Raw genomic sequence first — 19,322 nt, forward strand, 5'->3', positions numbered from 1 at the left:
TCAGAACTCGTCCTTCTTGGTCAGTTCCAGCTCCATGGCGTCGGCGGTGCGGATGGCCGCATCGATGGCGTCGCTGAGCTGGTCGGCCGTGGCATCGGCGTCGATCTTGACTACGAACATGGCGGTAGTGTCCTGCTTCACCCAGCCACCCATCTTGGCGTCCTGCGAATCTTCCAGCAGGCGGTTGGCCACGGCCACCGGGAACTGCTTGGTCTTGGCGCTGTAGGCCGGCGACCAGATTTCGCGGATGTTGTGGGTGCCGAAGTCCTCCACCGACGAACGCACGTAGACCATCTGGGTGCGGTCACCCTCGACGTCGAACACCATGCGGTAGTCGCCGTCCTCGTCGACCTCGTAGGTATAGCCCAGCTTGTCCAGGTGGCGGGCCACGGCCTTGTCGGCCTGGGTCTCGGCGGCGGCGGAGCCGGCGGCGGCCAGGGCGATCAGCAGGGCGGGAAGAAGGGTCCTTTTCATGAAGATCCTGTGAAACAGTGTTGAGAGAGGCTGCAATTGTGACGGTGGGCGTGCGTGCCGTCCAATTTGCGGCAGGCCGACGCAGGCTGGCCCGTGCCTCTATAATGGGCAGATGCCCCATGAGCCTTCCCCCGATTCCCATCACGAGCACGGCGTTGCCGTGGAGCCCGCGCGCCCGGAAGTGGCGCCGCCGCCGTTCTACCAGGTGATGCTGCTCAACGACGACTACACCCCGATGGATTTCGTGGTGGACGTGCTGCAGCAGTTCTTCAGCATGGACCTGGACAAGGCCACGCAGGTGATGCTGCACGTCCATACCCGCGGCCGCGGCGTGTGCGGGGTGTTCACCCGCGAAGTGGCCGAGACCAAGGTCGCCCAGGTCAACGAATACTCGCGGATGAACCAGCACCCGCTGCTGTGCACGATGGAAAAGGCCTGACCGCTGCCGATCCTCGTCCGGGTACATCGAGTCCGGACCCGGTGTACCCACCAAGGTGGGCACCTACCAAGGCAGGGGCCTGTATCGATTGTGGATGGGGCGTGCCCACCAAGGTGGGCATCTACCAGAACGCGGGATCACCCCTCCGCCAACGCCTCCAGCGCCATCCGCGCCACCGCCTCGTCGACTTCGGCGGGGTCGCCATCATCCCGGAACCACACCGCTGACAGTCCCGCGCTGGCTGCGATCCAGCGCAGCAGGCGCGTGCGTTCCAGGCCCGCCAGCGCACCGACCTGTTCCAGTCGGGCGACAAACCGCTCGGGCCGGGTGGCCACATGGATGCCGGGGCCGCACAGGTCCGGATTGCTGAACATCGTCGTGTAATCGAACGCGCGGTCGCCCAGCAGCCGCTTCGGGTCGATCGCCAGCCAGCCACGCGCGCCGAAATCCAGCACGTTGTCGTGGTGCAGGTCGCCGTGCAGCGGCCTGATCTCGCGCTCGTCCTGCAGCAGGCCTTCCGCCAGCGATCTGCACTGTTCCAGTAGTGGTGGCAGCGGCGCCCTTGGCTGCAGCAGGTCGACGAACCATCTACGCAGGGAGACCAGGTCGTCTGGTGGCGCGCTCCGTGGCCGGTGCAGCCGCTGCAGGACCTGGCACAGGATCGTGGTGCAGGCGTCATCGTCGCCGTCGATCGAGCGTTGCCGCAGCGAGTTGCCGCCGGCGCGCTCGATCAGGATCGCCGGTCCCTCGTGGGCCAGCAGGCGGGCGGCGCCGTCACCGTCCCACCAACGCAGCAGGCGATGGCTGTTCTGCTCTTCGGTTTCACTGCTGATCTTCAGCATGGCCGGCTCGCCGGCGGCGGTCAGCACCGGCCAGAGCCGGGCATGGGGCGTTTCGATGGCTGCACCATCACGCCGCAATCGCCAGCGGCTCAGGTAGGGTTCGCTCATGCTGGGTGGGCTGTCCTGGAGTGAATGAAGATCAAGCAATTCGCACTGCTAACGCCATCTGAACGCAGCAATCCGCTAGGGTGATGGAAATCGCGTAGTCAGGCCGCATATTGTCCCTATCTGCCGCCGGAGTAATCCATGTTCAGCAAAGACCTCGAACACACCATCGGCCAGTGCTACAAGCGCGCCCGTGAGGCCCGGCATGAGTTCATGACGGTCGAACACCTGCTGTTGGCACTGCTCGACAACCCGTCCGCCCAGGCCGTGCTGAAGGCCTGTGGCGCCGACGCCGAACGCCTGCGCCAGGAGCTGGAGCAGGCCATCGAGGCCTCCGTGTCCCGCCTGGCCGAAGATGACGGCCGCGATACCCAGCCGACCCTGGGCTTCCAGCGCGTGCTGCAGCGGGCCGTTTACCACGTGCAGTCCTCGGGCAAGAAGGAGGTCACCGGCGCCAATGTGCTGGTCGCCATCTTCGGCGAGAAGGACTCCCATGCCGTCTACTACCTCAACCAGCAGGATGTCACCCGGCTGGATGTGGTCAATTACCTGTCCCACGGCATCGCCAAGCTGGGCGAGGAAGGCGAGCAGCCGTCGTCCTCCTCCGAGGGCGAAGGCCGCATCGAAGGCGGGGAGGGCGAGCCGAAGGGTGATGCCCTGACCGAGTTCGCCAGCAACCTCAACGAACAGGCCCGGGCCGGTCGCATCGACCCGCTGGTCGGCCGTGCCGACGAGATCGAGCGCACCATCCAGGTCCTGTGCCGCCGCCGCAAGAACAACCCGCTGTACGTGGGCGAGGCCGGCGTGGGCAAGACCGCCATCGCCGAGGGCCTGGCCCGCCGTATCGTCGAGGGTTCGGTGCCTGAGGTGCTGGCCGATGCGGTGATCTATTCGCTCGACCTGGGCGCGCTGGTGGCCGGCACCAAGTACCGCGGCGACTTCGAGAAGCGCCTGAAGAGCGTGCTGACCGCGCTGAAGAAGGTGCCCAATGCGGTGCTGTTCATCGACGAGATCCACACCATCATCGGTGCCGGTTCGGCGTCGGGTGGAACCATGGATGCGTCCAACCTGATCAAGCCGGCGCTGGCCTCCGGCGAGCTGCGCTGCATCGGCTCGACCACCTTCCAGGAGTACCGTGGCATCTTCGAGAAGGACCGGGCGCTGGCCCGACGCTTCCAGAAGATCGACATCGTCGAGCCGACGGTGGGCGAGACCTATGAGATCCTGCAGGGCCTGAAGTCCAAGTACGAGCTGCACCACGGTGTGACCTATTCCGACGAGGCGCTGCAGGCTGCGGTGGACCTGTCGGTGAAGCACATCGGCGACCGCCTGCTGCCGGACAAGGCCATCGACGTGATCGACGAGGCGGGCGCCCGCCAGCGCCTGCTGCCGGAAGGCCAGCGCAAGGAGCTGATCGACGTCGAGGAAGTGGAGGCGATCGTCGCCAAGATGGCGCGCATCCCGACCAAGCAGGTCAGTGCCACCGACAAGGATGTGCTGCAGCACCTGGAGCGCAACCTGAAGATGGTGATCTTCGGCCAGGACCCGGCCATCGAGACACTGTCCTCGGCGATCAAGCTGGCCCGTTCGGGCTTGGGCAACCCGGAAAAGCCGATCGGCAACTTCCTGTTCGCCGGCCCGACCGGTGTCGGCAAGACCGAGGTGACCAAGCAGCTGGCACTGCAGCTGGGCATCGAACTGGTCCGCTTCGACATGTCCGAGTACATGGAGCCGCATTCGATCAGCCGCCTGATCGGCGCCCCTCCGGGCTACGTCGGCTTCGATCAGGGCGGCCTGCTGACCGAGAAGATCGTCAAGACGCCGCACTGCGTGCTGCTGCTGGACGAAATCGAGAAGGCGCACCCCGACATCTTCAACATCCTGTTGCAGGTGATGGACCGCGGCGTGCTGACCGATACCAACGGTCGTGAAGCCAACTTCAAGAACGTGGTGCTGGTGATGACCACCAATGCCGGTGCGGCGCAGGCCTCGCGGCGCTCGATCGGCTTCACCAAGCAGGACCATGCCACCGACGCGATGGAGACCATCCGCCGCAGCTTCACCCCGGAATTCCGCAACCGCCTCGACGCGGTGGTGCAGTTCCAGGCGCTGGGCTTCGAGCACATCCTGCGCGTGGTCGACAAGTTCCTGATCGAGCTGGAGATGCTGCTGCAGGACAAGCACGTCAGCCTGTCGGCCACCCCGACCGCGCGCGACTGGCTGGCCCACCATGGTTTCGACCCGCTGATGGGTGCCCGCCCGATGGCCCGCGTGATCCAGGACAAGATCAAGCGTCCGCTGGCCGACGAGCTGCTGTTCGGCAAGCTGGTCAACGGTGGCAAGGTCAGCATCGACGTCCGCGACGACGAGCTGGTGGTCGAAACCCAGGCCGAGCCGGAGCGGCTGCTGCCGGTCACGGTGGAGTGAGCTGATGCCATAGGCTTGGCGTGAAAGACTGGAAATGACAAGGGCGGCTTCGGCCGCCCTTGTCCTGTCTGGGGTCAGCGGCTGCGCCGGCGTGCTTCACGCTTGAACCGCTCGGCATCGATTGGCTCGATGCGCGCAACCTCGCAGCTGCCGCGACCGGTGTCCAGAGCGCTTCGGCCCTTGCTGCACAGCTCGTCAGCCTCCTTGCCGTCGGTCTTGAAGCCGAGGCGGGTGGCCAGCACGGCAGAAGGGCAGCTGTTGCGGAAATGCACGACATAGTGGTCTTCGCCGGAGCGAAGCAGGATGTTCTTGTCGGCGCCGGCGCGAACGATCTGCTGTTCGCCGGTCAGCGATACGCACTGTGCCGGCGCGGTGTCGGCGGCATGGACGGACGACGCCAGCAGGGTGACGGCAGACAAAGCCAGGGGGATGAGCAGGGAAGACAGGTTCATGGCGGGGCAGGGGGCAGCGATCCGGACTGGATCGGATCCCAAGATGCCGCCGCCGCTGCAAATGCGAATCTGCCGCAAGCAGGGCTGACCGACGCCACGGTGAGATCGGTCACGATGACCTTTGGCGCATCAGGCCGCGAGCGGCCTCGGTGCCGGCCGCTTTCTTACGCGCACGACAAAGGGCCAGCAGCGAGGCCGGCCCTGTCGGAGTGGCGCAATGCGCCGACCGCTTACTTCATGCGGTAGGTGATACGACCCTTGGTCAGGTCGTACGGGGTCATTTCAACCTTGACCCGGTCACCGGTGAGGATGCGGATGTAGTTCTTGCGCATGCGGCCGGAGATGTGGGCGATGATTTCGTGCCCATTTTCCAGACGAACGCGGAAAGTGGTGTTCGGCAGCGTCTCGCTGACGGTGCCCTCGAACTCGATGGAATCGTCTTTCGACATGTAGTCCTGTGCGGTTCAGAAAACGGCCACGCTGGGCCTAAGGCGCAGTATTTTACGCGTGATGGGCCCGGCTTGCAAAGTTTGTGTTAACCCCCGGCCAAACGCTGTGCTGGCAAGCGTCCTACCGCCTGGGTCCAGGGGCCTTCACGGCCGTCACGGTGTACGGCCTGACGGACGTGCTCCAGAAAGTCCGCGCGTGGCAGGTGTTCGGCGCCCATTCGCAGCAGGTGCGGATTCTCCACCTGGGCATCGATCAATTCCCAGCCCCAGCCACGCAGGGTGGATGCGAGGGCGGCCAGGGCGATCTTGGAGCCGCCGCTGGCGGCACTGAACATGCTCTCGCCGAAGAACATGGCACCGATCGCGACGCCATAGATGCCGCCGACCAGCGTCTGCCGGTCCCAGACCTCGAAGGAGTGGGCAAACCCCAGGTCGTGCAGCTGGCTGTAAGCCTCGACCATCGCCGGGCTGATCCACGTACCGTCCTGGCCGGGCCGAGGTGCCGCCGCGCAGGCGCGCATCACACGACTGAAGGCGGTGTCGGCGGTGACTTCCCAGGTGCTGCTGCGCAACTGGCGGCGGAAGCGGCTGGACAGATGCACGCCGTCGGTGCGGAACACCATGCGCGGGTCCGGCGACCACCACAGGATTGGCTCGCCCTCGCTGAACCACGGAAAGATGCCGCCGGCGTAGGCATTGAGTAGACGCACCGGATGCAGGTCGCCGCCCACCGCCAGCAGGCCATCGGGCTGGCGCAGTGCGGTCTCGGCCGGAGGGAAGGGGGCGTCTGGCGCATCGGCCAGGCGCCAGGGCAGCTGGCGGGTCATGCCGCCATTGTATTCGTCGTGGTGATCGCTGATGTCTGGCACCATCAGCGTCCTACGGCAAGGAGTCCACGCATGAGTGACGCGATCACCGCCATCCTCGATGTGCACGACATCCCGCGCACGTGCAGCGACAGCCAGAGCATGCTGCTGATGCTGGCCACCGAGCAGCCGGACCAACTCGGTTCGCTGATGCTGCTGGCCCTTGCCCGGCGTTCACCCAGCTCGGCCTTTCTCGACATGGCGTTGGATCTGCTGCCCGACGAAGCGGTTGAGCCGGTCTGCACCGAGGCCTGGCGTCGCTATCGTGAGGGCGAGCGCGGCGAACTGCTGACGAGCGTGATGGAGTTTGCAAGCTATCAGGCGCCACAGCTGCTGCAGGACGACTGGGAGGCATTGCTGGCGATCGCCAGTGAGGATGAGGTGCAGTTGGCCTCGCAGGTCTGGCAGGGCCTGCCCGGTGCAACGGCAGCGCACTGGGCGCAGATTCTGGCCGAAGCTGATGACGACCGCGAAATGGCGCGGGCCCGGGCGCTGCTGCTCGCCGCCCAGCCCGAGACCTACGCCGTTGCTCGCGGATACCTGGTCGACTGGGGGCGGTTGGATGCCGAGGTCTGGGCACACTGGGCCGGCGTCGCCGAGGGGCCGCTGCCGCGCCGCCTGCATGGTGAGCGACCGCTGCACATCCGCTTTGGCCGCGAACAGCATCGCGCGCAGCAGGAGGACGAGCCGAGCTGGCGCAAGCGCATCTGGCGCCTGCACCCGACCTGGAGTGGTGGGCGGGTGCATCACGCCGGGCACATGGGAGGACCGCTGGAAGCGCTGTGTGGCAGCTGCCATGCGCCGCTGCAGCGCCTGCTGCGGACCGATGCCGCCGCGCTGCAGCCGGACGCGGCGGGCGAGATCACGCTGGGGCTGTGCCTGGACTGCTGCGGGTGGGAAGACCCGCCCGTGCGTTTCTATCGCCACGATGCCGACGGCCTGCCTGCCTGCCATCCCAGCCAGCACCGTGAAGTGCCGAACACGCCTACCGACAGTGGCGATCTGATGCGGGCCGAGGTCGGCCTGGCCGCCATGGACACCTCGCGCTGGCGGCAGCAGGACTGGGGACAGTCCAACCATCGGCAGAACCTGTCGCGTGTGGGCGGCGCGCCTAGCTGGGTGCAGAGTGCCTGGTATCCGCCGTGCATCGATTGCGGCGAGGAGATGCCCTTCGTGATGCAGCTGGACTCGACGCTGCCGACCAACGGTGGAGGCACGCTGCTATGGGGCAGTGGCGGCATGCTCTACACGTTCTGGTGCGCGAGGTGCCAGGTGAGCGGGCACTTCTGGCAGTGCACCTGAGCGTGGCGCGCCCGTCATCGCTCAGGTAGATGCCAACCTTGGTTGGCACGCTTTTCGGCACCGCGCCAGTCGAGCAAGCTCGACTCTACGTTCCTGCGCGGAACGGCCCATGCCCCTGCAGCTCCTGCTGGTAGCGCCGCACACTCTGTCGCTCCTGCCGGCACCAATCCTGCAGTGCGTCTGCGAAATCCGGATCGGCCACCCAGTGCCGGCTGCGCACCAGTGTCGGCTGGAAACCCCGCGCCAGCTTGTGCTCGCCCTGTGCACCCGGCTCGAAGCGGGTCAACCCTTCGCGCAGGCAGTATTCGATGCCCTGGTAGTAACAGGCCTCGAAGTGCAGGCCGGGCAGGGTGGCGCCGCCCCAGTAGCGACCGTACAGCGTATCGCCGCCGCGCAGGCAGAGGGCGCCGGCAATCGGCTCGCTGTCCTGTTCGGCCAGGAACAGCACCAGCCCGCGCCCCAGGGATATCGCCAGATGGCGCAGGAAGGTCTCGGTCAGCGCCGGGGCATTGCCGTACTCTAGGAACGTCTGCAGGTAGAAGCGGTACATCGCCTGCAGGTCGGCGCGGCTGGCCTCGTCGCCGTGCACCATGCGGAAGGTGATGCCCTGGCGAACGACCTTGGCGCGTTCCTGGCGGATGTTCTTGCGATGCTTGTGGTCCATCGCGCCGAGGAACTGCTCGAACGTGGCCCAGTCGCCCGGGTTCTGCCACTGGAACTGCACGTCCTCGCGCAGCAGCCAGTCATCGCCGAACAGCGCCTCGTCGCCGGCGGTATGGAAGTTGATGTGGGCCGACGACACGCCCAGTGGCGGCAATGCGTCGTGCAACGCCGACAGCAATGCGGTGCGCTCTGAATCGTGACGGGCCAGCAGGCGCGGGCCGGTGACCGGGGAGTAAGGCACCGCGCCCAGCCACTTCGGATAGTAGTCGCGGCCATGACGGGCATACGCGTTGGCCCAGGCATGGTCGAACACGAACTCGCCGTGCGAGTTGGTCTTCAGATAGCCCGGAATGGCGCCGACCAGCGTGTTGCCCTCCCACAGCGTGAAGTGCCGGGGCTGCCAGCCCCAGTCCTCGCGCAGGCAGCCGTGCTGTTCAAGCCCGGAAAGGAAGGCATGACTGACGAAGGGGTTGCGGCCGTCGTGCAGGGCATCCCAGTCGGTTGCGGAAACGGACTGCAGGGAGTCGAGGAAGCGGGGGGGAAGGCATGAGGGAAGGATAGGGCAGATGAAACAGAAAGGCCGACGCACTGGCGTCGGCCTTTTGCCTGGGTCGAGCCTGGCTCGACGCTATAGAAGCAGGTTCGCCCCTCAGCTGGCCTTGCCCTGCGCGTCCAGGTAGCGCTCGGCGTCCAGTGCGGCCATGCAGCCGAAACCGGCCGAGGTGATCGCCTGGCGGTAGTGCTGGTCGGCCACGTCGCCGGCGGCGAACACGCCTTCCACCGAGGTCTGGGTGGCGTTGCCGCCCAGGCCCGAGCGGATTTCCAGGTAGCCGTTGTTCATCGCCAGCTGGCCGTCGAACAGGGTGGTGTTCGGGTGGTGGCCGATGGCCACGAAGAAGCCGTGGGCGTCGATGTCGCGGGTGCTGCCGTCCAGCGTGGACTTCACGCGCACGCCGGTCACGCCGGCATCATTGCCCAGCACTTCTTCCACCTGGTGGTGCCAGACGGTCTCGATCTTGCCTTCGGCGACCTTCTTGAACAGCTTGTCCTGCATGATCTTTTCCGCCTTCAGGGTGTCGCGGCGGTGGACCAGGTAGACCTTGCGGGCGATGTTGGACAGGTACAGCGCCTCTTCCACGGCGGTGTTGCCGCCACCGACCACGACCACGTCCTGGTCGCGGTAGAAGAAGCCGTCACAGGTAGCACAGGCGGACACGCCGCGGCCCTTGAACTCGTCCTCGGTCGGGATGCCCAGGTACTTGGCGGTGGCGCCGGTGGCGATGATCAGGGCATCGCAGGTGTACTCGTGGCTGTCGCCGATCAGCTTGAACGGGCGCTGCGACACGTCGGCGGTGTGGATGTGGTCGAAGATGACCTCGGTCTCGAAGCGCTCGGCATGGGCCTGCATGCGCGCCATCAGGTCCGGGCCCATCAGGCCGTGGGCGTCGCCGGGCCAGTTGTCCACCTCGGTGGTGGTCATCAGCTGGCCGCCCTGCTGCAGGCCGGTGATGACGACCGGCTTCAGGTTGGCGCGGGCGGCATAGACGGCGGCGGTCCAACCGGCCGGGCCGGAACCGAGGATGACGAGGCGCTGGTGGCGGGAGGGCAGGCTGGTGCTCATGTAGACTCGCGAAAAGGTAGATGGGACAAGGCGCTGGCGATGTTTGCGCAGCATCCGTGGCTGGTCATAGAGTGGCGGCTGGGGCAGGGCGATTCAAGCCGATGAACAGAACGCCGTCATCCAGCAGTGATTCCGGCCCTCTGATTGCCCTGTCAGATGTCGCATAACTGAAAACTGACGCCGTCTCATTTATTATCAATCACTAACAGCGCATTCCAAAGGTATGGTCTAAGGTGGCGAAGCAGGTCCCCGAACGCTCCAAGTCCGACGACAGCAAGGCGTCACGTCGCACGGCCGCGGCGGCGACGACCGACAATCCACGCCGCCAACGCCTCTGGCGCGACCTTGGCCTGATCGCCATCGCGCCAGCGCTGCTGTACCTGGCGGCCAGTCTGTTCACCTATTCAGCGACCGACCCGGGCTGGTCGCACACCGGCAGCGTGGTCGCACCGGTGCACAACCTCGGCGGTCGCGCCGGGGCCTGGATCGCCGACGTGCTGCTGCAGCTGTTCGGCTACATCGCCTTCCTGCTGCCGGTGGTGCTGGGCGCGCTGGCGTGGATCGCCATGTTCGGCCTCAAGCGCGAGAGCAAGGGTGACAACGACCTGGACCCGGCGCTGCGCCTGGTCGGCCTGGTCGGTTTCCTGATTGCCGGTACCGGTTTCCTGCACGTGCGCCTGTTCAGTGGCGACGTGGCCCATGCTGGCGGCATCCTCGGCAAGCTGGTCGGCAATTCACTCACGGTGGGCTTCGGCGCGCTGGGTGCGAACCTGTTCGTGCTGGTGCTGCTGCTGGCCTCGATCACCCTGGCCACCGGGCTGTCCTGGTTCACGGTGATGGAGAAGATCGGCCGCGGCGTGATGTCGCTGGCGCCGTTGCTGGCGCGCAAGAAGGAAGAAGTCACCGAGTGGCAGCAGACCCGGGTGATGCGCGAGGAACGCCAGGAAGTGCGCAAGGCCGATGCCGAGGTGCGAGCCAAGCGCGAGCCGGTGAAGATCGAACCGCGCCCGGAACCGGTGATCGAGAAGAGCGACCGGGCCAAGCGCGACACGCAGATTCCGATGTTCCGCGGCGTCAACGGCGACGGTTCGGACCTGCCGCCGCTCGCGCTGCTGGATGACCCCAAGCCGCAGCCGGTGGGTTACGACAAGGAAACCCTGGACGCGCTGTCGCGGCAGATCGAGTTCAAGCTGAAGGACTTCCGCATCGATGCCCAGGTGGTCGGCGCCAACCCCGGCCCGGTCATCACCCGCTTCGAGATCGAGCCGGCGCCGGGCATCAAGGTCAGCCAGATCAGTTCGCTGGACAAGGACATCGCGCGCGGCCTGTCGGTGAAGTCGGTGCGCGTGGTTGACGTGATTCCGGGCAAGTCGGTGATCGGCCTGGAAATCCCCAACGTCACCCGCGAGATGATCTACCTGTCCGAGCTGCTGCGCTCGAAGGAATACGACAAGTCGGCCAGCGTGTTGACCCTGGCGCTGGGCAAGGACATCGCCGGCCGCTCCACCGTGGCCGATCTGGCGCGCATGCCGCACCTGCTGGTGGCCGGTACCACCGGTTCGGGCAAGTCGGTGGCGGTCAACGCGATGGTGCTGAGCCTGCTGTTCAAGGCCTCGCCGAAAGACCTGCGGATGCTGATGATCGACCCGAAGATGCTCGAACTGAGCGTCTACCAGGGCATCCCGCACCTGCTGGCGCCGGTGGTCACCGACATGAAGGAGGCCGCCAACGGCCTGCGCTGGTGCGTGGCCGAGATGGAGCGCCGCTACAAGCTGATGAGCGCGGTGGGCGTGCGCAACCTGGCGGGCTTCAACAAGAAGGTGAAGGAAGCGCAGGACGCCGGCCAGCCGCTGATGGATCCGCTGTTCAAGCCGAACCCGGAACTGGGCGAGGCACCGCGGCCGCTGGAAACGCTGCCGTTCATCGTCATCTTCATCGACGAATTCGCCGACATGATGATGATCGTCGGCAAGAAGGTGGAAGAGCTGATCGCGCGCCTGGCACAGAAGGCGCGTGCGGCCGGCATCCATCTGATCCTGGCCACCCAGCGCCCGTCGGTGGACGTGATCACCGGCCTGATCAAGGCCAACATCCCGACCCGCATCGCCTTCCAGGTCAGCTCCAAGATCGATTCGCGCACCATCCTCGACCAGTCCGGCGCGGAAACCCTGCTGGGCCACGGCGACATGCTGTACCTGCCGCCGGGTACCGCCATGCCTGAGCGCGTACACGGCGCCTTCGTCTCCGACGAGGAAGTGCATCGCGTGGTCGAACACCTCAAGGCGATGGGCCCGGCCGACTATGTCGACGGCGTGCTGGACGAAGTGCAGACGATGGGCGACGGTGTGGTCGTCGGCGCCACCGGCCTGCCCGAGAACAGCTCTGCCGGCGATGAGTCCGACCCGCTGTATGACGAAGCGCTGCGGGTGGTCACCGAGACCCGCCGTGCCTCGATTTCCGGCGTGCAGCGCCGGCTGAAGATCGGCTACAACCGTGCAGCGCGACTGATCGAGGCCATGGAAGCGGCCGGCGTGGTCAGTCCGCCCGAGCACAACGGCGACCGCACGGTGCTGGCACCGCCGCCGCCGAAGTAAGACCCGGCGTATCCCCCACGACGTCCAAGGAACCGACGCATGCTTCACCCCGTACCAAGCGCGCTGGCACTGGCGCTGGCAGCCTTCCTGGCTGCCGGCCCGGCACTGGCAGACACCGCCACCTCCGCGCCCGCCACGGCGCCGCCTTCCACCAGCGGCGATACCGAAGCCAGCAATAATTTCAGCATTGTCCGTTACCGCGCCGACTACCAGGTGCGGCCGGATGCGGGCAATGTGCAGACCGAAACCTACGAAGTCCTGCTCAAGACCAAGGCCTCGGTCGAGCAGTTCAGCCAGGTGCGGCTGAGCTACAGCGAGAAGATGGAGACGCTGGAAGTACTCGGCGCCTACACCATCACTGCCGACGGCCAGCGCCGCGACGTACCGGCCGACCGCATCTACACCCAGGAGAGCTATTCCAGCGCCTCGGCGGCGATGTATGCCGACCGCAAGGTGCGGGTGATCGTGTTCCCGAACCTGGCACCCGGCACGCGCCTGTTCTACCAGGTGCGCCGTACCCAGGCCACGCCGTACTTCCCGGGCTACTTCGGCCTGTGGGAAACCTTCAATGTGTTCACCGAGTACGAGGACGCCGAGGTCACCCTGAGTGCGCCGGCCAACCTGCCGATGTTCGTCGACAGCCGCGGCGTGCAGGGTAGTGATCGCCCCACGGTGAAGAACGGACAGGCACAGTGGCGCTGGCGCTACCAGCGACGCGAAGCCATGCCAGCACAGAACTGGTCGGCGGCGGGGTGGGAGTTTGGCCCGAACATCATGGCCAGCACCTATCGTGACTGGTCGCAGATGGGTCGCGCCTACCAGCTCAAGGCCGGCCCGGCCGCGCAGGTCACGCCGGAACTGCAGGCGCTGGCCGATGAGATCACCGCTGGCATCAGCGACCGTCGCGAGCAGGCCGACGCGTTGTACCGCTGGGTGGCGCAGAACATCCGCTACGTGGCGGTGTACCTGGGTAATGGTGGCCTGGAGCCGAACAGTGCGCAGAGCATCCTCGACAACCACTATGGTGACTGCAAGGACCATGTGACGATCCTGGAGGCGCTGCTGGCGGCCAAGGGGATTGCGAGCTCGCCGGTGCTGATCGGTGCCGGCGGTGGCCCGACGCTGCCGAAGATTCCGGTGCTGGGCCGCTTCAACCACGCCATCACCTACATCCCCGAGTTCGATCTGTACCTGGATTCGACCACGGCGTGGGCGCGCTTCGGGCAGTTGCCGGAAGGTGACCTGGGCGCCCCGGTGATGCGTACCCGCGATGCCTCACTGGCGCGCACCCCGGCCAATACGCCGGAGCGCAATGCCACCTCGATGGAGGTGCGCTTCACCTTCGACGCCAACGGCAACCTGCGCGGCGAGACGATTCCGAAGCTGGGCGAGAACGCCGAGATCGGCATGCGCGCCCAGTTCTCCCAGCTCAACGCGCAGAACCGTGCGCGCGCTGAAGAGCAGATCATGGCCGCGTCCGGTTTCGATGGGCGAGGGCAGCTGCAGATCCAGGGCGTGCCGGTCGACCTAACCCGACCGTTTGGCTACCGCATGGCCTTCCAGGCCGAGGACTACGCCGACTTCAGCGTGGCCGGCGGCATGGCGGTGCCGGATCCGCCGGGGGGTGAATCGGTGCGTGGCCTGTACGCCACCGCGTCGGCGCCGGCCAACGAGACGCCGTTCTACTGCAATGCCAGCCTGCGCGAGGAAACCTATCGCCTGCAGTTCCCGGCCAATGCGCCGATCATCGCCATCCCGGCCAGCCAGCGTTTCAGCAACGCCGCCGGCGAGTACCGGGTGGACTGGAGCCGCGAGGGCCAGGACGTGATCGTGCATCACCGCCTGCAGCAGAACGCGGTGCGCGGCCCGGAGGCGTTGTGCCAGCCGCAGGACTATCCGGCGTTCCGCGCGCTGTACCGCGAAGTACGGCGTGGCTTCCGTGGGCAGGTGCTGTACGGCAAGCTGCCCGGCTCCGGAGGCTGAATCGCCGATGGACGTTCAGGGCGGCATAATGTCGCCCTGATCGCCCATTCATCTTTATCCGGGCACACTGGCAACCACTTTTCCTGGCGCCCGCGCCCACAGGATTCCCGCATGAACTTCCGCTTCCGCCGTTTCCTTGCCACCACCACCCTGGCCGTGGCCTGCGCCGCCGCCGGCGGCGCCTGGGCTGGCGCCCGCGATGACCTGAAGGCCTTCACCAGTGGCCTGAAGGGCTTGGATGGCCAGTTCAGCCAGCAGGTGTTCGACAGCCGCGGCAAGGTGAAGGAATCGACCAGCGGCCGCGTGGCCCTGTCGGCGCCGCGCCTGTTCCGCTGGGAATACGTGCGTCCGCACGAACAGTTGATCGTGGCGGACGGCAAGAAGGTCTGGATGTACGAGCCGGACCTGGAGCAGGCCACCGTGCGCGAGCAGGGCAAGGAAGAACAGAACAGCCCGCTGACCGCGCTGATCAACCCGGCGCTGCTGGAGCAGCAGTACGACGTCAGTGAAGAGGCTGCGCAGCGTGACGGCCTGCAGTGGCTGTCTCTGTCGCCGAAGCGCGAGACCGAAGCCAGCTTCCAGTACGCCGCGCTGGGCTTCAACGCCCAGGGCCTGGCCAAGATGGAGATCACCGACGCCGTCGGCCAGCGCACCGTGATCAGCTTCAGTGGCTGGAAGCGCAACCCGGGCTTCGCTGCCGGCACCTTCAGCTTCACCCCGCCGAAGGGCACCGACGTCATCGGTAATTGATCGGGGACGCCGGGCATGGCCCGGCGCTACCGGCTCTGGTGGGTGCCAACCGTTGGTTGGCACGCTTTCGGTCGCCTCATCCGTTGTCCGGATGAACGATCACCTGCCACGCGGTGCCATCAAATCGAATCAGGTCCCAGGGCGTCAGTACCCACAACACGTTACCGGCAGAACTGATGTCAACGATCGTCGCCTCTCTCAGTTCTTCGGGGATGCCGTCCAACAAGGGTTCAACTACGCCGGTTTCGAGGCTGTAGACGTAGAGGCCTCTATTCTCCGAGCCGATGTAAACCTGTTGCTTGTACTGGCACGCAGAGTTGAAGTTGATGTCTTCGCCGACGTCGTGGTGCAGGCACTCGAATCCAGTGGAGATGTCACCCGTGACGATGGTGCCGTCCATGCCTACAAAGACGAGGCGGCCTTGGTCTGTCCTGCAGGCATGAAACAGGTCCGCAGCGGTGACTTGTTCGGGCACGGTCCAGCTCGCGCCATCCCAGTGGGCAATCAGGCCATGCGAGCCGATGGCGTAGAGGTCAGCAAAGCCCGATCCGCAGAGATCGTTCACGCTGCCCACGTGAAAATCAGCGAGTAGCTGGTTGAATCCTCCGTCCTCCCGGACATCGGTCATGTGGGCGCGCCAATCGGCGAATCTCCGGCGAAGCTCTGCGTCGCGTTCCATTGGATCTTGAGGAAGTGCGGGAACATCGCCCAGTTCGAGCAGGTGGCCGAAATCGTCGAGCCAACTGTCGAAGTCATCCAGATCCGACTCGTCTTCGTCCTCCTCGCAGAAGGCAGTCGTGAACTGGGTTGGGAGCTGCTGCCATCCGCCTCCATCCCGATGATGGATCTGTCCTCTTGTGCCCGCGCAGAAAAGGTCCTCGCCCAGCAGTCGCAAACAGGTAAGACCTCCGGGAAAGTTGGCGCCTTCAGCCGAGACGTACTCGATCTTGGCCCCAGCACGGGAGTAATCTTCCAGCTGCCCATAAAAGTCCAGGGCAAGCACACGACGGGGGCGACCGCCTTCTTCCTCTGGGACAAGCTGTGTGGACATGACCTGGAAGTCCTGCAGGTCATGGTAGAACCACTCCTCTTTGGGGGTGCGGCCAAAGACGAACATGCGGGTGGGTGGGCCGGGATCCGGGTCGTAGTATTCGTGCCCTGGCCCAATCGCCGCGGCCAGATAGTAAATATCTGCGTCGACCGCGCAGCCTGCAATGAACTCCAGGGTATTGGACTCGGGATCGCGCACGCCATGGGTCCTTGATGGTTGAACTGCGGATCTTCGGTCACTGCTTGCGGCACTTGGCATCGCGGGGAATTGGGTCTATTGGAATCAGTGGTTTACTGTCGACCCGTAGCACTGGGTACGGTCCATTTCCGACAGCTTGCGGGGCTGCCGGCCGGCGGCCGGCACTACCGATCATGGCCCGGCTGCCGTGGTGGGTACCAACCTTGGTTGGCACGGTTTCGGTCGGCTCATCCGTTGTCCGGATGAACGATCACCTGCCACACGGTGCCATCAAATCGAATCAGATCCCAGGGCGTCAGTACCCACAGCACGCCATCGGCGGAACTGATGTCGTTAATTGCAGCATCCATCAGTTCTTCAGGAATGCCCGCCTTCAGGCGTTCAACCACTCCAGAGTTGGGGCTGTAGAGATAGAGTCCATTCTCTGAGCCGATGTAGATGGCTTGTCCGTACCTGCAAGCGCAGTAGAACGGGACTTCGGGGCTGATCTGATGCGGGATCGGCGTGAAACCCGTATTGATCTGCCCCATCAAGATAGTTGCCTCGGTACCGACCAGGAACAGTTCGCCCGAATCCGTTCTGGATGCATGCAGCAGTTCGGCAGAGGTGATTGGCTCTGGAATATTCCAGGCGGCCCCATCCCAGTGCGCAATCAGGCCGTCAGAGCCAATCGCATAGAGATCGGTAAAGCCGGTTCCGCAGAGATCATTCACGCTGGCCAGATCCAACTCAGCGAGTAGCTGCTCGAACGCTTGATTCTTGCCGATCTGCGCCAGATCGGTGCGTGATTCTTCAAATCTTCGCCGAAGCTCTGCGTCGCGTTCCGCAGGGTCAGCGGGTAGTGGTGGCACACCGTCCAGTTCGAAAAGATGGCCAACGCAACCAAGCCAGTTGTCGAAATCAATCGACTCAAGATCGTCCTTGAGGCTCCCGCGATCGGGTGCGGGGAAGTGGGTGGGAACTTGCTTCCAGCCAGTTTCGCTACGGTGATAGATCATTCCGTGCACGCCGCAGCAGAAAAGATCCTCACCGAGCTGCCGAATCCGGGTCAGCCCCCCGGAGAAATCATCACCTTCATGTGAAATGTACTCGCATGTCGTGCCTGCCCGGGCGAGATCCTCAAGCTGGCCGTAGTAGTCAAGGGCCAGTACTCGACGAGCGCGCCCGTCCTGTTGTTCAGGGATGAAGATGGTGGACTCGACCTGCCAGTCGGACAGGTCGTGATAGAACCATTTCTCCTCCGTCTGATGTTGATAGAAGAACATCCGGGAGGGCGGGCCGGGATCAGGGTCGTAGCATTCGTGCCCCGGGCCAATCCTTGCAGCCAGGTAGTAGATGTCCGCGTCGACGGCGCAGCCAGCAACGAACTCGAGAACATTGGAGTCGGGATCGCGCACGGGTGGGTCCTGAATGGTTGAGTTCCAGATTTTCGGTTACTGATAAGGATGCATGGGCCCCGCGAAAGCATGCTCCATGTGAATCAGCGGCTTACCGATGTATCGGTGGCGCCCGCTTCGGCCCATTTCCGACACGCGGGGTTGCCGGCCAGCGGCCGGCATTACCGCCATTCGTCCGGCCCTGCTTGGCGAAAGCGGTACAATGACCGCGTGCCAAGACATCGCTCCACTTCCTTTCCCGGCCCCGATCTGCTGAGCGTCGATCGGGAACACATGCGCCCGCTGGCCGAGCGCATGCGCCCGCGCACCCTCGACGAAATGGTCGGTCAGAAGCGCCTGCTGGCGCCGGACAGCGCGCTGCGTCGCGCGGTCGAATCCGGTCGCGTGCATTCGATGATCCTGTGGGGGCCGCCAGGCTGCGGCAAGACCACGCTGGCACTGTTGCTGGCCGAGTACTCCGACGCCGAGTTTCGTGCGATCTCCGCCGTGCTGTCCGGCCTGCCGGAAGTGCGCCAGGTACTGGCCGAGGCTGCGCAGCGGTTCGCCGAGGGCCGGCGCACCGTGCTGTTCGTGGACGAGGTGCACCGCTTCAACAAGGCGCAGCAGGATGCGTTCCTGCCGCACATCGAACGCGGCACCATTCTGTTCGTCGGCGCCACCACCGAAAACCCGTCCTTCGAGCTGAACTCGGCGCTGCTGTCGCGGTGCCGCGTGCACGTGCTGGAAGGCGTTTCGCCCACAGACATCGTCGAGGCGCTGGAGCGTGCGCTGGGTGACCGCGAACGCGGCCTGGGCGAGGAGGGCATCGAGGTCGCCCCCGAGCTGCTGCTGGAAATCGCCACCGCCGCCGACGGCGACGTGCGCCGTGCGCTGACCCTGCTGGAAATCGCCGCCGAGCTGGCGGGCGGGGAAGGCGGCCGCATCACCCCGCAGACCCTGACCCAGGTGCTGGCCGACCGCACGCGCCGCTTCGACAAGGGCGGCGAGCAGTTCTACGACCAGATATCGGCGCTGCACAAGTCGGTACGCAGTTCCAATCCCGATGCCGCGCTGTACTGGCTGACCCGCATGCTCGATGGCGGCTGCGATCCGTCCTATCTGGCGCGCCGGCTGACCCGCATGGCCATTGAGGATATCGGCCTGGCCGATCCGCGCGCGCAGAGCATGGCGCTGGAGGCCTGGGACATCTACGAACGGCTGGGCAGCCCGGAAGGCGAGCTGGCCTTTGCTCAGCTGGTGCTGTACCTGGCCAGCACCGCCAAGTCGAACGCCGGCTATGCGGCCTTCAACCAGGCCAAGGCCGACGTGCGCGAAAGCGGCACCGAAGAGGTGCCGTTGCACCTGCGCAATGCGCCGACCAAGTTGATGAAGGAGCTGGGCTACGGGGCCGAGTACCAGTACGACCACGATGCCGAAGGTGGCATTGCGCTGGACCAAACCGGCTTCCCGGATGCGATGGGCGAGCGCGTGTACTACAACCCGGTACCGCGTGGGCTGGAGATCAAGCTGAAGGAAAAGCTGGACCGGCTGCGCGCGGAGCGCGAGGTGGCGCGGGCCGCGAAGGGCCGCTGAGTCGGCTTATGTAGAGTCGAGCCATGCTCGACTTCGCTCTTGCGCGGGTTACGGGTGCCTTCTGGAACAGCAGTCGAGCATGGCTCGACTCTACAGGGGGCAATGGCAGCCGAGCGTGGTTCGTCGCAACATTGTCC

General features: G+C 65.4%; 16 protein-coding genes. 7 read left to right on the top strand and 9 right to left on the bottom strand.

Annotated elements, in window-relative coordinates:
• Positions 1-474, bottom strand: coding sequence for a hypothetical protein (locus V3B46_RS09510; protein WP_088025914.1), 474 nt, complete (start codon positions 472-474; stop codon positions 1-3).
• 112 nt (positions 475-586) lie between these two features.
• Here V3B46_RS09510 and clpS point away from each other — a divergent pair, with 112 nt between their 5' ends.
• Positions 587-913 carry an ATP-dependent Clp protease adapter ClpS gene (clpS, locus tag V3B46_RS09515; RefSeq protein WP_329891777.1) on the top strand — a complete coding sequence of 109 codons (327 nt, stop codon included), beginning with the start codon at positions 587-589 and terminating at the stop codon, positions 911-913.
• Between the two features lie 137 nt (positions 914-1,050).
• Here clpS and V3B46_RS09520 read toward each other — a convergent pair whose 3' ends face one another.
• The gene (locus V3B46_RS09520) at positions 1,051-1,863 is read right to left on the bottom strand and encodes an APH(6) family putative aminoglycoside O-phosphotransferase (protein WP_329891778.1); all 813 of its coding nucleotides are present in this window, start codon (positions 1,861-1,863) and stop codon (positions 1,051-1,053) included.
• 138 nt (positions 1,864-2,001) lie between these two features.
• Here V3B46_RS09520 and clpA point away from each other — a divergent pair, with 138 nt between their 5' ends.
• Complete coding sequence (gene clpA / locus V3B46_RS09525) at positions 2,002-4,287, top strand: ATP-dependent Clp protease ATP-binding subunit ClpA (RefSeq protein WP_010485852.1); 2,286 nt, start codon at positions 2,002-2,004, stop codon at positions 4,285-4,287.
• Positions 4,288-4,361: 74 nt separating this feature from the next.
• On the opposite strand, the gene V3B46_RS09530 is transcribed toward clpA, so the two are convergent.
• From V3B46_RS09530 to aat, 3 genes are all read right to left on the bottom strand, one after another.
• Positions 4,362-4,739: a hypothetical protein gene (locus tag V3B46_RS09530; protein ID WP_329891779.1), complete on the bottom strand. Its 378-nt coding sequence runs from the start codon at positions 4,737-4,739 to the stop codon at positions 4,362-4,364.
• 230 nt (positions 4,740-4,969) lie between these two features.
• Entirely contained in the window at positions 4,970-5,188 is a 219-nt protein-coding gene (gene infA / locus V3B46_RS09535) for a translation initiation factor IF-1 (RefSeq protein WP_005409596.1), read from the bottom strand.
• Positions 5,189-5,274: 86 nt separating this feature from the next.
• Positions 5,275-6,015: a leucyl/phenylalanyl-tRNA--protein transferase gene (gene aat, locus V3B46_RS09540; protein ID WP_154264946.1), complete on the bottom strand. Its 741-nt coding sequence runs from the start codon at positions 6,013-6,015 to the stop codon at positions 5,275-5,277.
• 72 nt (positions 6,016-6,087) lie between these two features.
• Between aat and V3B46_RS09545 the strand changes: the two genes are divergently transcribed.
• The gene (locus V3B46_RS09545) at positions 6,088-7,356 is read left to right on the top strand and encodes a hypothetical protein (RefSeq protein WP_329891780.1); all 1,269 of its coding nucleotides are present in this window, start codon (positions 6,088-6,090) and stop codon (positions 7,354-7,356) included.
• A gap of 85 nt (positions 7,357-7,441) precedes the next feature.
• On the opposite strand, the gene V3B46_RS09550 is transcribed toward V3B46_RS09545, so the two are convergent.
• Both V3B46_RS09550 and trxB read right to left on the bottom strand, forming a co-directional pair.
• Positions 7,442-8,608 (bottom strand): GNAT family N-acetyltransferase, encoded by a 1,167-nt coding sequence (locus V3B46_RS09550; protein ID WP_329891781.1) that lies wholly within the window; start codon positions 8,606-8,608, stop codon positions 7,442-7,444.
• 60 nt (positions 8,609-8,668) lie between these two features.
• Entirely contained in the window at positions 8,669-9,640 is a 972-nt protein-coding gene (gene trxB / locus V3B46_RS09555; protein WP_014037154.1) for a thioredoxin-disulfide reductase, read from the bottom strand.
• Positions 9,641-9,873: 233 nt separating this feature from the next.
• On the opposite strand from trxB, the gene V3B46_RS09560 reads away from it, so the two are divergent.
• The 3 genes from V3B46_RS09560 to lolA all read left to right on the top strand — a co-directional run bounded on the left by V3B46_RS09560 (position 9,874) and on the right by lolA (position 14,967).
• Positions 9,874-12,234, top strand: coding sequence for a DNA translocase FtsK (locus V3B46_RS09560; protein WP_154263482.1), 2,361 nt, complete (start codon positions 9,874-9,876; stop codon positions 12,232-12,234).
• A 39-nt stretch (positions 12,235-12,273) separates the two neighbouring features.
• A complete protein-coding gene (locus V3B46_RS09565; RefSeq protein ID WP_329891782.1) occupies positions 12,274-14,217 on the top strand; it encodes a DUF3857 domain-containing protein in 1,944 nt (647 codons plus the stop codon).
• Between the two features lie 111 nt (positions 14,218-14,328).
• The gene (lolA, locus tag V3B46_RS09570) at positions 14,329-14,967 is read left to right on the top strand and encodes an outer membrane lipoprotein periplasmic chaperone LolA (protein ID WP_329891783.1); all 639 of its coding nucleotides are present in this window, start codon (positions 14,329-14,331) and stop codon (positions 14,965-14,967) included.
• 76 nt (positions 14,968-15,043) lie between these two features.
• On the opposite strand, the gene V3B46_RS09575 is transcribed toward lolA, so the two are convergent.
• Together V3B46_RS09575 and V3B46_RS09580 are read right to left on the bottom strand one after the other, a co-directional pair.
• Complete coding sequence (locus V3B46_RS09575; RefSeq protein WP_329891784.1) at positions 15,044-16,216, bottom strand: hypothetical protein; 1,173 nt, start codon at positions 16,214-16,216, stop codon at positions 15,044-15,046.
• A gap of 227 nt (positions 16,217-16,443) precedes the next feature.
• Positions 16,444-17,613 (bottom strand): hypothetical protein, encoded by a 1,170-nt coding sequence (locus V3B46_RS09580; RefSeq protein WP_329891785.1) that lies wholly within the window; start codon positions 17,611-17,613, stop codon positions 16,444-16,446.
• 273 nt (positions 17,614-17,886) lie between these two features.
• On the opposite strand from V3B46_RS09580, the gene V3B46_RS09585 reads away from it, so the two are divergent.
• A complete protein-coding gene (locus tag V3B46_RS09585) occupies positions 17,887-19,185 on the top strand; it encodes a replication-associated recombination protein A (protein ID WP_329891786.1) in 1,299 nt (432 codons plus the stop codon).
• The last annotated feature ends 137 nt before the right edge of the window (positions 19,186-19,322 follow it).

The organism is Stenotrophomonas sp. SMYL11 (assembly GCF_036320005.1).
GTDB classification, from domain to species: Bacteria; Pseudomonadota; Gammaproteobacteria; order Xanthomonadales; family Xanthomonadaceae; genus Stenotrophomonas; species Stenotrophomonas maltophilia_A.